The organism is Streptomyces sp. NPDC031225 (genome assembly GCF_055570355.1).
Genome location: NZ_JBVIHJ010000020.1, coordinates 164,293 through 178,398, shown reverse-complemented (window position 1 = coordinate 178,398; position 14,106 = coordinate 164,293). Strand labels below are relative to the sequence as shown.

Sequence of the window (14,106 nt, the reverse complement as noted above, 5' to 3'; positions counted from 1 at the left end):
ACATGAGCGACAACCTCACCCTCCCCGCCCAGCAGGGTTCCACCGGTACCTCACGCGAGGAACTCCTCCGGGTCGAGGGCCTGACGAAGCACTTCCCGATCTACGGCGGCTTCCCGATCAAACGGAAAGTCGGCGCCGTCCAGGCGGTCGACGGGGTCGACCTGACGGTCGGCGTCGGCGAGAGCGTCGGCCTGGTCGGCGAGTCCGGCTGCGGCAAGTCGACGACCGGCCGGCTGATCACGCGGCTCCTGGAGCCCACGGCCGGCAAGATCACGTACGCCGGTCACGAGATCACGCACGCCTCACGCCGTCAGCTGGCGCCGGTGCGGTCCGAGATCCAGATGATCTTCCAGGACCCGTACTCCTCGCTGAACCCGCGCCAGACCGTCGGCTCGATCATCAAGTCGCCGATGGAGGTCAACGGGATCGAGCCGGAGGGCGGCCGGGAGACGAGGGTCCGGGAGCTCCTGGAGCTGGTCGGCCTCAACCCCGAGCACTACAACCGCTTCCCGCACGAGTTCTCCGGCGGTCAGCGTCAGCGCATCGGCGTGGCCCGGGCGCTGGCCCTCCAGCCCAAGCTGATCGTGGCGGACGAGCCGGTCTCCGCCCTGGACGTGTCGATCCAGGCGCAGGTCGTGAACCTGCTCAAGAAGGTCCAGGAAGAGCTGGGTATCGCGTTCCTGTTCATCGCGCACGACCTGGCGGTGGTACGGCACTTCTCGCAGCGGGTCGCGGTCATGTACCTCGGCAAGATCGTCGAGGTCGGTGACCGGGAGTCGATCTACAACCGGCCCCGGCACCCGTACACGCACGCCCTGCTCTCCGCGGTGCCCGAGGTCGACCTCGACGGAACGGGTGCGAGCCGCGAGCGGATCCGCCTGTCCGGTGACGTCCCCTCGCCGATCCTCCCGCCGTCCGGGTGCCGCTTCCGTACCCGCTGCTGGAAGGCGCAGGACAAGTGCGCCACGGACGAGCCCCCGCTGGTCCAGATCTCCGGCAACCGGGCGGACCACCTCACGGCCTGCCACTTCCCGGAGGACCCGACCATCGAGGCCCGTGACGAGGACGTGATCATGGACCCGGCTCTGAAGGCCCTGGAGGACGCGGCGGAGTCCGACACACCGGCCAAGGACTGACGACCCGGCACAACCCCTGACCGGGGGCGAAGGCGAACCGCCTCCGCCCCCGGCAGTCATTCCCCACCGACACCCCGGCCCGCCGACACCCCGGTCCACCAGCGCCGGGCCCGCCGACACTCCGGCCCGCTTGAGCCCCGGTCCACCGGCACGTCGGCCCACCGGCTCTCCGGCCCGCTTGAGCCCCGGCCCGCCGACACCTGGCCCACCGGCACTCCGGCTCCCCGGTCCACTGGCCCCGGGTCTACCGGCGCCCCGGCCCGCCGACACCTGGCCCGCCGGCCTGCCGGCACCCGGGTCTACTGGCACCCCGGCTCACCGGCGCCCGGCTCACGGGCACCCCGCTCTGTCGGCAGCCTTGGTCCGGAGGCCCCGGCATGTCAGCGCCTTACTGATCGTTTCAGAATGAGATCTTGGTCTGACCTCTCGGCTGAGACGGTTGCTCAGTGGCGCGACGGAACCGGTTGCTTTGCTTGCGCGTTGACGTGACAGGACTTTGGGGGAGAGATCCTTGTCGAGTTTGAGCTTTCCGCGGGCGCGGGCGGTCGGACGCGGGGCGGCCTGGTACCGCGGGGACTGCCATGTCCACTCCGTCCACTCGGACGGGGAACTCACCCCTGAAGAGTTGGCCGTTCGGGCGCGCGCCGCCAGGCTCGACTTCATCGCGACGACGGAGCACAACTCAGCCGCAGCCCCCGGTGCATGGGGGCATCTGGCTGCCGATGACTTCCTGATCCTTCTCGGTGAGGAAGTGACCACGAAGACCGGGCACTGGCTGGCGCTCGGCATCAGTCCTGGCGAGGTCGTCGACTGGAACCACCAGGTCAGGGACGGGCTGATCGGCCATTGCCTGGACCAGGTCCATCGAGTAGGGGGCCTGTGCGTGGTCGCGCACCCGCATGCGCCCTACCCGTCGGGCGACTTCATGTTCCCCTTCCGGGGCTTCGACGTGGTGGAGGTGTGGAACGGACTGTGGACTTCGGACCGGCCCTGGAATGCAGACAATGAGGCTGCCCTGGCGGAGTGGGGGCGGAGCCTCGCGGCGGACATCCACACGGGCTCGTGGCGGCCGGCGATGGGCAACAGCGACACCCATTTGGAGGGGCAGATCGGCATCCCTCACACCGTGGTCTTCGCCGAGGAGCTGAGCACTGAGGCGGTCCTGGCGGGAATCCGTGCCGGCCGCAGCTGGATCGCCGAGTCGGCGGATGTGGACGTGTCGTTCACCGCCCATGCCGATGGTCGCGTTGCCAGGGTGGGTGAACGGCTCGCGACTCATGGTGAGCAGGTGGAAGTGCAGGCAGCAGTACGAGGCGTGCCGGTGGGGACCGTCAGCTTCCACACCGATCGAGGGAAGGTTCACCGGGTGTCTCTCGCCGGTGACGGGGCGGGCGTGGTGCAGTGGGACACGACAGCGGAAGACTCGGCGTTCGTCCGCATCGAGGTCCGCCATTCCAACGGGCACGTCGCCGCACTCACCAATCCGATCATCCTCAATTGACCGCTCGCTTCATCGTGAGGTGCGCAGACGACGGAGTCCGACGAGGCTGCAGGCCAGTTCGAGCAGGCACTGATGGAGGTCGGCGCGTCGTTCGTAGCGGATACGCCCCTCGCACGTCAGCGCATCGGCTCGGTGGCCCCCGGTGTGTCGCTGTCCCGGTCCCCTGACCCGCCGTCACTGCGGCCCACCGATACCGGCACCCTGCCTCCAAAGGCCTAGCCGGACATGCGAAATGCCCCTCTTCATTCGATATTGGCCGGTAACGGATCAGTCTTGAGGAGGCACTCCATGCGTGGAGCCACGCAGGCCAGATGGGCCGCATGCGCGGCGGTGGTAGCCCTCGCGGCGACGGCCTGCGGCGGTGGGGACAGCGGGGGCAGCGGCGGCAGCGGTGACGGCAGCGCGACGCTGAGCTCCTCCTGGGGCGACCCGCAGAACCCGCTGGAGCCGGCCAACACCAACGAGGTGCAGGGCGGCAAGGTCCTCGACATGATCTTCCGCAGCCTCAAGAAGTACAACCCCGAGACCGGCAAGGCCGAGGACATGCTCGCCGAGAAGATCGAGACGAGCGACTCGCAGAACTTCACGATCACGGTCAAGGACGGCTGGACCTTCAGCAACGGCGAGAAGGTCACCGCGAAGTCGTTCGTGGACGCCTGGAACTACGGCGCCTCCCTCAAGAACAACCAGAAGAACGCCTACTTCTTCGGCTACATCGACGGCTATGACAAGACGCACCCGGAGGAGGGCGCCAAGCAGAGCGCCGACACGCTCTCCGGACTGAAGGTCACCGGCACCAACACCTTCAGCGTCAAGCTCAACCAGAAGTTCTCGACGTTCCCCGACACCCTCGGCTACCCCGCCTACGCCCCGCTCCCGCAGGCGTTCTTCACCGACCACGCGGCCTGGCTGAAGAAGCCCGTCGGCAACGGGCCGTACACCATCGACTCGTACACCAAGGGCTCGCAGATGGCCCTGAAGAAGTGGGACGCCTACCCCGGTGCGGACAAGGCCCAGAACAGCGGTGTGACCCTCAAGGTCTACACCGACAACAACACCGCCTACACCGACCTGATGGCCGGCAACCTCGACCTGGTCGACGACGTCCCGGCCGCCCAGCTCAAGAACGCCAAGAGCGACCTTGGCGGCCGCTACATCAACACCCCCGCGGGGATCATCCAGACCCTCGCCTTCCCGTTCTACGACAAGAAGTGGAACACCGCCGGGATGGCGAAGGTTCGCACGGGCCTGTCCCGGGCGATCAACCGTGACCAGATCACCGAGACGATCTTCCAGAAGACCCGCACCCCGGCCACCGACTGGACCTCCCCGGTCCTCGGCGAGGAGGGCGGCTTCAAGGACGGTCTGTGCGGGGACGCCTGCGACTACGACCCGGCCGCGGCCAAGAAGCTCGTCAAGGAGGGTGGCGGCATCCCCGGCGGCCAGGTCAAGATCACGTACAACGCGGACACCGGCTCCCACAAGCAGTGGATCGACGCGGTCTGCAACTCCATCAACAACGCGCTCGGCAACGACAAGGCGTGCGTCGGCAACCCGGTCGGTACCTTCGCCGACTTCCGCAGCCAGATCACCGCGAAGAAGATGAGCGGTCCCTTCCGAGCGGGCTGGCAGATGGACTACCCGCTCATCCAGAACTTCCTCCAGCCGCTCTACTTCACCAACGCCTCCTCCAACGACGGCAAGTGGTCCAACAAGGACTTCGACCGGCTCGTCAACGAGGCCAACGCCGAGACCGACACAGGCAAGGCGATCGAGAAGTTCCAGGAGGCCGAGAAGGTCGTACGGGACAACATGGCCGCCATCCCGCTCTGGTACCAGAACGGCAGCGCCGGCTACTCGGAGCGGCTCTCGAACGTGAAGCTCAACCCGTTCAGCGTCCCCGTCTACAACGAGATCAAGGTCGGCTAGCCCGGGGGCTCCCCTCAGGAGGTGCGTACCGCGGGACTGTCCCCGGGGCAGCGCAACTTGAGGGCGAGCTCCGCCGGTTCGCTGTCGGGGTTGTCCCCTGCCGGTGCCAGGCAGTCGATCAGCCCCATGATCACGGAGCTCGGATTCCAGGAGGTGACGTGTCCCGTCCCCCGGTCCGCACGGGCTCCGTCCGCGGTGCAGCGGTACCGGTAGGTCGCGGTGACCGTCTCCAGCCCTTGGAAGTAGACGGCCTCGGCCGCCTTGGCCCGGAACGTCACCTCCGCCTTTCTCGCCAGCCGGGAAGTCGAGGCGCCGGGCGCGGCGAGCGGCGTGCCGGTCCTCTCGCGCAGGGCGGTCAGCACTTCGGAGGAGGAGGGCGCGTTCCGGCTGCCTGAGACGGACACCTCCGAGGTCAGGGGTTTGTAGGGTCTCGCCCGGATCTTCAGGGTGTCGCCGCGTTGCACCTTCACCAGGTCGTCGAGCGTGATCAGGCGCCACGACCGGGAGATGTCCCACTCGAAGGCCGCGGTACAGGGCGACGCCTGCTCGGGGTCGCCGACACCTGAGGACGGCGACCGGGACGAGCAGGCCGCGGCGGCCACGACGACACAGGCCGTCGTGACCGCCACGGCGCGGACCCGGTGGGCCGTCAGGTGACGCCGCCCTTGTCCATGCAGCCACCCTTGGAAGGCTGCCAGTGGGTCACTTCGAGCTGCACCTTCTGGCCCTCGGGGCGGTCGAAGTCATACGTCTTGTCCTTCTCGCGCCCCTCCATGTTCCAGTGCCAGGTCAGGACGATCTTGGTGCCGGAATAGAAGTTGGCGTAGAAGTCGACGTTGTCCTTGCTGTCGTTCCACTGCAGCACTTTTTCGCTGCTCGCCGTGAAGTTCATTCCGGCGCGGTCCCCGTTGTCCGGATTCACGTGGGTGACGTACGAGTCGCGTCCCCCCTTGTCGTTCGGACTGGCGGAACTGGCGTGATGACACGTCCACTGGTCGCCGTCCACGGCATGGGCCGTTCCGGTCAGGGTCGTCGTGATGACGGCGCCCATGGTGGCGACGGTGATCATGGCTCGTCTGGTCAGATGTGACATGAATTCCCCCTTCTTACTGGTCTGGACCGAGACGTTATCCAGGCGATTTCCTGTGAGTCAACCATGAATATCTGAATGCCGATCAATTACCGCGGGCAGTAAGAGAATTCGATGGAGATCGCCCGTCCGGGTGAGCGGCCGGTGCCGACCCGCCACGAAAGGCGGTACCGGAGGTGCGGCCTTTGTCTCGATCGGGTTTGTTTGGACTGGGATGTCGTCGGCGGTCCGAAGGAGGGAATCGGTGCTCACACCATCGTGCCGTGCCGATCTGTGGAGGGCCGCATGGGCAGCTATGTGATCCGCCGGCTGCTCCAGATGATTCCGGTGTTCTTCGGAAGCACCTTCCTCATCTTCTTCATGGTCTACTCGCTCGGTGACCCGGTGGCGGCCCTCTTCGGGGACAGAGCCCCCGACCCCGCCACGGCAGCGCGCATCCGCGAGGAGTTGTACCTGGACCAGCCGCTGTGGAAGCAGTACCTGCACTACATGGGCCAGTTGTTCCAGGGTGACTTCGGTACTGCCTTCAACGGGCAGAAGGTCACGGAACTGATGGCCGACGCCTATCCCGTCACGCTGCGGCTCACCGTCGTCGCCATCCTCATCGAACTGGTCGTGGGCGTCACCCTCGGCGTGTTCGGCGGGCTCAAGAGGGGGCATCTCGTGGACAGCGCGACCCTCTTCGCCACCCTGCTGGTCATCTCCGTCCCGACTTTCGTCACCGGCTATGTGCTTCAGTTCCTGTTCGGCGTGAAATGGGGAATCGTCCGCCCTACGGTTTCCAGCGACGCCCCGCTCAATGAACTCATCCTGCCCGGCGTCGTGTTGGCCATGGTCTCGCTCGCCTACGTGACCCGGTTGACCAGAACCTCCATCGCGGAGAACTCGCGGGCGGACTACGTGCGAACCGCCGTGGCCAAAGGGCTTCCCCGACACCGCGTCATCACCCGCCATCTGCTGCGGAATTCACTGATTCCGGTCGTCACCTTCATCGGTACCGACATCGGCGCGCTGATGGGCGGTGCCATCGTCACCGAGACCATCTTCAACATTCACGGAGTCGGATTTCAGATCTATCAAGGGATCCTGCGCAACAACGCCCCCACCGTCGTCGGCTTCGTGACGATCCTGGTGGTCGTCTTTCTGCTGGCGAACCTCGTGGTCGACCTGTTGTACGCGGTTCTCGACCCGAGGATTCGCTATGTCTGAACCCCAGGACCCCCGAGAGGCGATCGCGGCCACCGGCGCCGGCGGTGCGATGGACCTCGCGCTCAGCGAGGCGACGTCCCTCTCCACGCCGCCGCAAGGCCCGCCCGAGGAGCCGGAGGAGGCGAAGGCGCGCAGTCTCTGGTCGGACGCGTGGCACCAGCTGCGGCGCAACCCGGTCTTCATCGTGTCCGCGCTGCTCATCGCCTTCTTGGTGGTCATCTCGGTCTGGCCCTCGCTGATCGCCTCGGGAAACCCTCTCTCCTGCGACCTCGCCCATTCCCAGGAAGGCTCGGCCTCCGGCCACCCCTTCGGATTCGACACCCAGGGTTGTGACGTCTACACCCGCACCGTCCACGGGGCCCGCGCCTCCGTGACGGTGGGTGTCTGCGCCACTCTGGGAGTGGCCCTGCTGGGCAGCGTGCTCGGCGGACTCGCAGGCTTCTTTGGCGGCTGGTGGGACGCGCTGCTGTCCCGCGTCACCGACATCTTCTTCGGCATCCCGGTCCTGCTCGGCGGGCTCGTCTTCCTCTCGGTCGTCACCAGTACCACCATCTGGCCGGTGGTGGGCTTCATCGTCCTGCTGGGCTGGCCCCAGGTGGCGCGCATCGCGCGCGGCGCGGTCCTGACGGCCAAACAGAACGACTACGTCCAGGCGGCCCGGGCCCTGGGAGCCGGCAACGGCCGGATGCTGCTGCGGCACGTCGCCCCGAACGCCGTCGCGCCGGTGATCGTCGTGGCGACCATCGCCCTGGGCACGTACGTCTCGCTCGAAGCGACGCTGTCGTTCCTCGGAGTGGGACTGCGACCGCCCACCGTCTCCTGGGGCATCGACATCTCCGCGGCCTCCCAGGACATCCGCACCGCTCCGCACATGCTGCTGTGGCCGGCCGGCGCTCTGAGTGTCACCGTCCTCGCGTTCATCATGCTCGGCGACGCGGTCCGTGACGCCCTCGACCCGAAGCTGAGGTGAGCGGACGTGGTGTCGACCGTGTGCGCGAGCGGCGGCTGGGCGGCGGTCGTGGGCCGGTCTCCGGGCCGATCCGGTTCCGCCCTTGCCCTTCGCCCCCAAGCCGAAGAGAGGCGCCATGCTGCTGGAAGTACGTGACCTGCACGTGGAGTTCCGGACCCGGGACGGAGTCGCCAAGGCCGTCAACGGGGTCGACTACGCCGTGGACGCGGGGGAGACCCTCGCGGTGCTCGGGGAGTCCGGGTCCGGGAAGTCGGTGACCGCGCAGGCCGTCATGGGGATCCTCGACATGCCTCCCGGGCGGATCACCGGCGGCCAGATCCTCTTCCAGGGCAGGGACCTGCTCACGCTGAAGGAGGAGGAGCGGCGCAGGGTCCGCGGCGCCGAGATGGCGATGATCTTCCAGGACGCGCTGTCCTCGCTGAATCCCGTGCTGAGCGTCGGCGACCAGCTCGGCGAGATGTTCGTCGTGCACCGGGGCATGTCGAAGAAGGACGCGCGGGCCAAGGCCGTCGAGCTCATGGACCACGTCCGCATCCCGGCCGCCAAGGAGCGGGTGCGGGACTATCCGCACCAGTTCTCCGGCGGTATGCGCCAGCGCATCATGATCGCGATGGCGCTCGCGCTGGAACCCGCGCTGATCATCGCCGACGAGCCGACGACCGCGCTGGACGTCACCGTCCAGGCCCAGGTCATGGAGCTGCTCGCGGAACTGCAGCGCGAGTACCGCATGGGGCTGATCCTCATCACCCACGACCTCGGTGTCGTCGCGGACGTGGCCGACCGGATCGCCGTCATGTACGCCGGCCGGATCGTCGAGCACGCTCCCGTCCACGACATCTACAAGGCACCCGCCCACCCCTACACGCGAGGACTCCTCGACTCCATCCCCCGTCTCGACCAGAAGGGGCAGGAGCTGTACGCGATCAAGGGGTTGCCGCCCAACTTGATGCACATCCCGCCGGGTTGCGCGTTCAACCCCCGCTGCCCGATGGCTCAGGACGTGTGCCGCACGGACGTACCACCTCTGTACGACGTTGATCGTGTTGACGGTGTTGATGACATTGACGGCCGACGGACGAGTGCCTGCCACTTCTGGAGGGAGTGCCTCAATGGTTGAGCCGATCCTGGAAGTGAGTGGACTGGTCAAGCACTATCCCTTGACCCGGGGCATCCTGTTCAAGAAGCAGGTAGGTGCCGTCAAGGCTGTTGATGGTGTGGACTTCGCCCTTGGCAAGGGGGAGACCCTCGGCATCGTCGGGGAGTCGGGCTGTGGCAAGTCAACCGTTGCCAAGATGCTCGTCAACCTGGAGCGGCCGACGGCCGGGTCGATCAAGTACAAGGGCGAGGACATCACCAAGCTGTCCGGCAGGGCGCTCAAGTCGGTCCGCCGCAACATCCAGATGGTGTTCCAGGACCCCTACACCTCACTCAACCCCCGCATGACGGTCGGCGACATCATCGGGGAGCCGTACGACATCCACCCCGAGGTGGCCCCCAAGAGCGACCGCCGCAGGAGAGTCCAGGACCTCCTGGACGTCGTCGGGCTCAACCCCGAGTACATCAACCGCTATCCGCACCAGTTCTCCGGCGGCCAGCGCCAGCGCATCGGCATCGCCCGCGGCCTGGCACTGCGCCCGGAGGTCATCGTCGCCGACGAACCGGTCTCCGCCCTCGACGTCTCCGTCCAGGCCCAGGTGATCAACCTCCTCGACCGCCTGCAGAGCGAGTTCGAGCTGGCGTACCTCTTCATCGCGCACGACCTGTCGATCGTCCGGCACATCTCGGACCGGGTCGGGGTGATGTACCTCGGGCGGATCGTCGAGATCGGCAGCGACGCCGAGATCTACGACCATCCGACGCACCCCTACACCCAGGCGCTGCTGTCCGCCGTGCCGGTGCCCGACCCGGAGGCCAGGGAGCACCGGGAGCGGATCATCCTCACGGGCGACGTCCCGTCGCCGACGAACATCCCGTCCGGGTGCCGCTTCCGCACCCGCTGCTGGAAGGCCGAGGAGCGCTGTGCGCTGGAGATCCCGCTGCTGGCGGTACCGGCGGAGTTCCGGTCGGTGAGCGGGCCCGCCGCGCACGACTCGGCCTGTCACTTCGCCGAAGAGAAGCAGGTCGTCCCGGCCGAGGGCCCGGAGTAACACGGAGGCAACTTCGCCGACCCGTTTCCGATATACGGACGCGTCAGGCTGAGGAACGTACGGCCGTGCGGGTGCCGTAAACGGGCCGGAGCGCGCCATGTCGCTCCGGCCCGTTGCCGTGCCTACGCCATCCCCAACGACCGCTTCAGGAAGTCCAGCTGGAGCCGCAGCAGGTTCTCGGCGACCGTCTCCTGCGGGGTCATGTGGGTCACCCCGGACAGCGGGAGCACCTCGTGCGGCCGGCCGGCGGCCAGCAGGGCCGAGGACAGGCGCAGGGAGTGGGCGACGACCACGTTGTCGTCCGCCAGCCCGTGGATGATCATCATCGGGCGGTGCGGCTCGGCCGCGTCGACCAGGCCCTCGTCGCCGACCAGCGAGTTGCGGCGGTAGACCGCCGGCTGCTCCTGCGGGTGGCCGAGGTAGCGCTCCTGGTAGTGGGTGTCGTACAGGCGCAGGTCACTGACCGGGGCGCCGACCACGGCCGCGTGGAACACGTCGGGCCGGCGCAGCACGGCGAGCGCCGCCAGGTAGCCGCCGAAGGACCAGCCGCGGATCGCGACCCGGGAGAGGTCCAGCGGGAAGTCCCCGGCGAGCGCCTTGAGGGCGTCCACCTGGTCCTGGAGGACCACCGCCGCGAGGTCGTCCCGGACCGCCTTCTCCCAGGCGGGGGAGCGCCCCGGAGTGCCCCGGCCGTCGGCCACGACCACCGCGAAACCCTGGTCGGCGAACCACTGCGAGGTCAGGTGCGGGTTGTGTGCGGCGACCACCCGCTGACCGTGCGGACCCCCGTACGGGTCCAGCAAAACCGGAAGCGGGGTGTCTCCGGCGTAGTCCTGCGGCAAAAGCACGGCGCACGGGATCTTCCGTGCGCCCCCCTCCGTGAGGGTCACGCGCGGGGTCAAACCGGGATTTTCCGCATACGACGTGACAGTCGCCGTCTCCTTGCCGCCGCGCAGCACTCGCGCGCGGGTGCCAGGCCGGTCCGGCGTCGCGGACACCAGCACGGTCACGCCCCCCGCGCGCACCGCCGAGTGCACGCCGGGCTCCTGCGACACACGCTCCATTCCGAGCTCGTTCACCCGGTAGACGTGCACCTCGCCCGTCTCCGGGGCTGCGGCCTCCGCGCCGGCCGACGCCGAGACCAGCACGTCGTCCCGGCCCACGTCCAGAACCGCGCGGATGTGCAACTGCGGCCCGGTCAGCAGGCGTTCACCGACCGCGAGCACCCGCGCGCCGCCCTCGTCGGCGATCCGCACGAGCTGCCCGGAGGGGCTCCAGCAGGGCACCCCAGGGAAAAGATCCAGCCAAGTTGGATCTTCGTCCGCGTGCACCATCCGGGTCGCGCCGGTCTCCGGGGCGACCGCGAGAAACAGCTGGCTGCGCTGGTCGCGCGCCTGTACGAGCAGCAGCGGAGCACCCGCCGCTGACCAGTGCACACGAGCCAGATACGGATAGCGCCCGCGGTCCCAGATGACCTCCGTGCGCGTCCCGTCGAGCGCGATCACGAACAGCCGTACGTCCGCGTTGGCGGTGCCCGCCGCCGGGTACGGGACATGATGTGGATCACGCTCAGGGTGGGCCGGATCGGAGATCCACCAGCGCTGCACGGGCGTCTCGTCCACCCGCGCGACCAGCAGCCGGTCCGACTCCGGCGACCACCAGAACCCCCGTGAGCGGCCCATCTCCTCGGCCGCGACGAACTCGGCGAGGCCCCACGTGACCTGGTCCCCGTCCGGTTCGGCGAGGGCCCGGTCGTCCTCGCCCCCGGCGCCCACGACCCTCAGGGCGCCCTTCGCGACGTAGGCGATGTGCCGTCCGTCGGGGGCCGGGCGCGGGTCGATCACCGGCCCGGGGACGGGCAGTTCACGTGTCGTGCCGGCTCGGAGCTCCGCTGCGAAAAGCCGCCCTGACAACGTGAAAGAGGCCAACTCGACGGCGGCGTCGGTGGCATGGCCGACGATGCCGGCGCCGCCCTCGCGGCTGCGCTCGCGCCGGGCCCGCTCCTCGGGCGAGAGCCGCTCCGCCGCGCCGCCCAGGAGGGCGCTCGGGTCGGCCACCACGCGCTCCCCGCCGCCCGCCGTGTCGAGCAGCCACAGCGAACCGGCCTGCTCCGTGCCGGAGTTCGAGCGCAGGAACACGACCCGCGAACCGTCGGGCGCCACGGTGAACGCGCGCGGCGCGCCGAGCGTGAAGCGCTGGGTACGGGCGTGCCGTCGGGGAAAGGAGTCAGGCTCGGTCGTCATGCCCCGACCATATTGGCCATGCGCCCCCTTGTGCGGCCGTGCGCCGACGGATGCGCAGGCCCGGATAGTTATGATCACTACCGCATAGTGGGTATGAACCTGCTGGCTGACGTATGGATTTATCTGCCCCCCTGGTCCGACCCCCCCCGCGTCCCTGGGATCTTTGGAGGTGAACCGCCGTGGCACTCTCGATTTCGGCGGTGGTGCTGCTGGCGATCATCGTCTTCTTGTTGGTCAAGAAGTCGGGACTGAAGGGCGGGCATGCCGTCGTGTGCATCCTGCTCGGCTTCTATCTCGCCGCCTCTTCGATCGCACCGACGATCAGTGAGCTGACGACCAACATCGCGGGCATGATCGGCAGCATCAAGTTCTGACCCGGCCACTCACTGCGGCGACCCGGCTGCGCTGGACTGTCGGTGGCTCCTCGTAGGCTGGGGCCATGACGGAACAGCCCGCCCGGCGTCTTCTCCTGGTGCACGCGCACCCGGACGACGAGTCGATCAACAACGGCGCGACCATGGCCAGGTACGCGGCCGAGGGTGCCCGGGTGACCCTGGTCACCTGCACCCTCGGCGAACTCGGCGAGGTCATCCCGCCCGGGCTGCGGCACCTGACCGGCGCCGCCCTGGGCGAGCACCGGCGGGGCGAGCTCACCGCGGCCCTGCGTGCGCTCGGCGTCGAGGACTTCCGGCTGCTCGGCGGCGCAGGGCGCTACCAGGACTCCGGAATGATGGGTCTCCCGGAGAACGACGACCCGGCCTGCTTCTGGCAGGCCGACGTCGACCGGGCCGCCGCACATCTCGCCGAGGTGATCCTGGAGGTCCGCCCCCAGGTCCTCGTCACCTACGACGACAACGGCGGATACGGCCACCCCGACCACATCCAGGCCCACCGCGTCGCCATGCGCGCGGTCGATCTCGCCGCCGACGGGGGCTGGCGGATCGAGAAGGTCTACTGGAACCGCGTCCCGCGCACGGTCGGCGAGCAGGCCTTCAGCCGGCTCCACACCGACCTGCCCGGCCTTCCCTTCACCAAGGCCGGCGTCCTCGACGACGTACCGGGTGTGGTGGACGACGAGCGGATCACCACGGAGATCGACGGCACGGCGTACGCCGCCGCCAAGAGCGCCGCGATGACCGCGCACGCGACCCAGATCGATGTGTCGGGGGCGTACTTCGCGCTCTCCAACGAACTCGCGCAACCCCTCTTCACCACCGAGTACTACGAATTGGTAAGAGGGGAAGGCGGGAGCATGAGGGAGACCGACCTGTTCTCCGGGATCGAGGGCGCGTCATGAGCGACCGTACGTCGATGCTGGCCCAGCCCCTGCAGCGCCCGTCCGCGGGAAGAGCCGCCGCCTACCTCGGCCTCTTCGTGCTCGGCGCGGTCGTGGGGCTCGCCGGATCGCTGATGCAGGGCAGTTGGTTCCCGGGCGGACTGCTGCTCGCGCTGCTGGGAGAGGCCGGGCTCCTGCTCGGCGGAGCACGCGCCGCCGACAGCCGGGCCGGGGCCGTCGCGCCGGCCGGCGGCTGGATGGTCGCCGTCATCTTCCTCACCGCCAGCCGTCCGGAGGGCGACTTCGTCTTCGCCGCAGGAAGCGGCTCCTATCTCTTCCTGCTCGGCGGCATGGCTGTTGCTGTGATCTGCGCCACCCTTGGACAAGGGCGGCAACCGGACGGCGACGCCGTCCGACTTGGCAAGTGACGTACCACTTCTCCGCATCGCGGGCGTGCGAGTCCCGTGTGGGTTTCCACGGCGGTCGTGGGATACGGGCCAGAAGTGGCCAGTATGGTGGTGCGCGCCGCCGAGCATCCTCCAGCCCCGAAACCAACAGGGCCGGGGGACCCCCACTCGCAGTGAAGGTCGAAACGGGCGGTGGAG

Annotated in this window: 13 protein-coding genes; 10 read left to right on the top strand and 3 right to left on the bottom strand. The window is 68.4% G+C overall.

Translation table 11 applies throughout. From position 1 onward, the window contains the following. Nucleotides 1–2 precede the first annotated feature (2 nt). From ACZ48Z_RS30835 to ACZ48Z_RS30825, 3 genes are all read left to right on the top strand, one after another. Entirely contained in the window at nucleotides 3–1,136 is a 1,134-nt protein-coding gene (locus ACZ48Z_RS30835) for an ABC transporter ATP-binding protein (RefSeq protein WP_468739156.1), read from the top strand. A gap of 511 nt (nucleotides 1,137–1,647) precedes the next feature. Beyond that, nucleotides 1,648–2,637, top strand: a complete 990-nt coding sequence (locus tag ACZ48Z_RS30830; RefSeq protein WP_468739155.1) for a CehA/McbA family metallohydrolase — start codon at nucleotides 1,648–1,650, stop codon at nucleotides 2,635–2,637. Nucleotides 2,638–2,925: 288 nt separating this feature from the next. Then, nucleotides 2,926–4,566, top strand: coding sequence for a peptide ABC transporter substrate-binding protein (locus tag ACZ48Z_RS30825; RefSeq protein ID WP_468739154.1), 1,641 nt, complete (start codon nucleotides 2,926–2,928; stop codon nucleotides 4,564–4,566). 14 nt (nucleotides 4,567–4,580) lie between these two features. Here ACZ48Z_RS30825 and ACZ48Z_RS30820 read toward each other — a convergent pair whose 3' ends face one another. Continuing rightward, nucleotides 4,581–5,195, bottom strand: a complete 615-nt coding sequence (locus tag ACZ48Z_RS30820) for a hypothetical protein (RefSeq protein WP_468739153.1) — start codon at nucleotides 5,193–5,195, stop codon at nucleotides 4,581–4,583. 20 nt (nucleotides 5,196–5,215) lie between these two features. Beyond that, nucleotides 5,216–5,659, bottom strand: a complete 444-nt coding sequence (locus ACZ48Z_RS30815; protein ID WP_468739152.1) for a hypothetical protein — start codon at nucleotides 5,657–5,659, stop codon at nucleotides 5,216–5,218. A gap of 282 nt (nucleotides 5,660–5,941) precedes the next feature. Here ACZ48Z_RS30815 and ACZ48Z_RS30810 point away from each other — a divergent pair, with 282 nt between their 5' ends. From ACZ48Z_RS30810 to ACZ48Z_RS30795, 4 genes are all read left to right on the top strand, one after another. After that, the gene (locus ACZ48Z_RS30810) at nucleotides 5,942–6,865 is read left to right on the top strand and encodes an ABC transporter permease (protein ID WP_468739178.1); all 924 of its coding nucleotides are present in this window, start codon (nucleotides 5,942–5,944) and stop codon (nucleotides 6,863–6,865) included. Beyond that, nucleotides 6,858–7,835, top strand: coding sequence for an ABC transporter permease (locus ACZ48Z_RS30805; RefSeq protein ID WP_468739151.1), 978 nt, complete (start codon nucleotides 6,858–6,860; stop codon nucleotides 7,833–7,835). Before ACZ48Z_RS30810 ends, ACZ48Z_RS30805 begins: the two co-directional genes overlap by 8 nt. Before the next feature lie 115 nt (nucleotides 7,836–7,950). Beyond that, nucleotides 7,951–8,952 carry an ABC transporter ATP-binding protein gene (locus tag ACZ48Z_RS30800; protein ID WP_468739150.1) on the top strand — a complete coding sequence of 334 codons (1,002 nt, stop codon included), beginning with the start codon at nucleotides 7,951–7,953 and terminating at the stop codon, nucleotides 8,950–8,952. Continuing rightward, on the top strand, nucleotides 8,945–9,982 hold the full coding sequence (locus tag ACZ48Z_RS30795) for an ABC transporter ATP-binding protein (RefSeq protein WP_468739149.1): 1,038 nt from the start codon (nucleotides 8,945–8,947) through the stop codon (nucleotides 9,980–9,982). The genes ACZ48Z_RS30800 and ACZ48Z_RS30795 overlap by 8 nt, the downstream gene beginning before the upstream one ends. Before the next feature lie 122 nt (nucleotides 9,983–10,104). On the opposite strand, the gene ACZ48Z_RS30790 is transcribed toward ACZ48Z_RS30795, so the two are convergent. Continuing rightward, nucleotides 10,105–12,225, bottom strand: coding sequence for a S9 family peptidase (locus ACZ48Z_RS30790; RefSeq protein ID WP_468739148.1), 2,121 nt, complete (start codon nucleotides 12,223–12,225; stop codon nucleotides 10,105–10,107). Nucleotides 12,226–12,404: 179 nt separating this feature from the next. Between ACZ48Z_RS30790 and ACZ48Z_RS30785 the strand changes: the two genes are divergently transcribed. From ACZ48Z_RS30785 to ACZ48Z_RS30775, 3 genes are all read left to right on the top strand, one after another. Further along, entirely contained in the window at nucleotides 12,405–12,599 is a 195-nt protein-coding gene (locus tag ACZ48Z_RS30785; protein WP_007384493.1) for a hypothetical protein, read from the top strand. Nucleotides 12,600–12,664: 65 nt separating this feature from the next. After that, nucleotides 12,665–13,522, top strand: a complete 858-nt coding sequence (gene mshB, locus ACZ48Z_RS30780) for an N-acetyl-1-D-myo-inositol-2-amino-2-deoxy-alpha-D-glucopyranoside deacetylase (RefSeq protein ID WP_468739147.1) — start codon at nucleotides 12,665–12,667, stop codon at nucleotides 13,520–13,522. Then, the gene (locus ACZ48Z_RS30775; protein ID WP_468739146.1) at nucleotides 13,519–13,929 is read left to right on the top strand and encodes a DUF6113 family protein; all 411 of its coding nucleotides are present in this window, start codon (nucleotides 13,519–13,521) and stop codon (nucleotides 13,927–13,929) included. Before mshB ends, ACZ48Z_RS30775 begins: the two co-directional genes overlap by 4 nt. The last annotated feature ends 177 nt before the right edge of the window (nucleotides 13,930–14,106 follow it).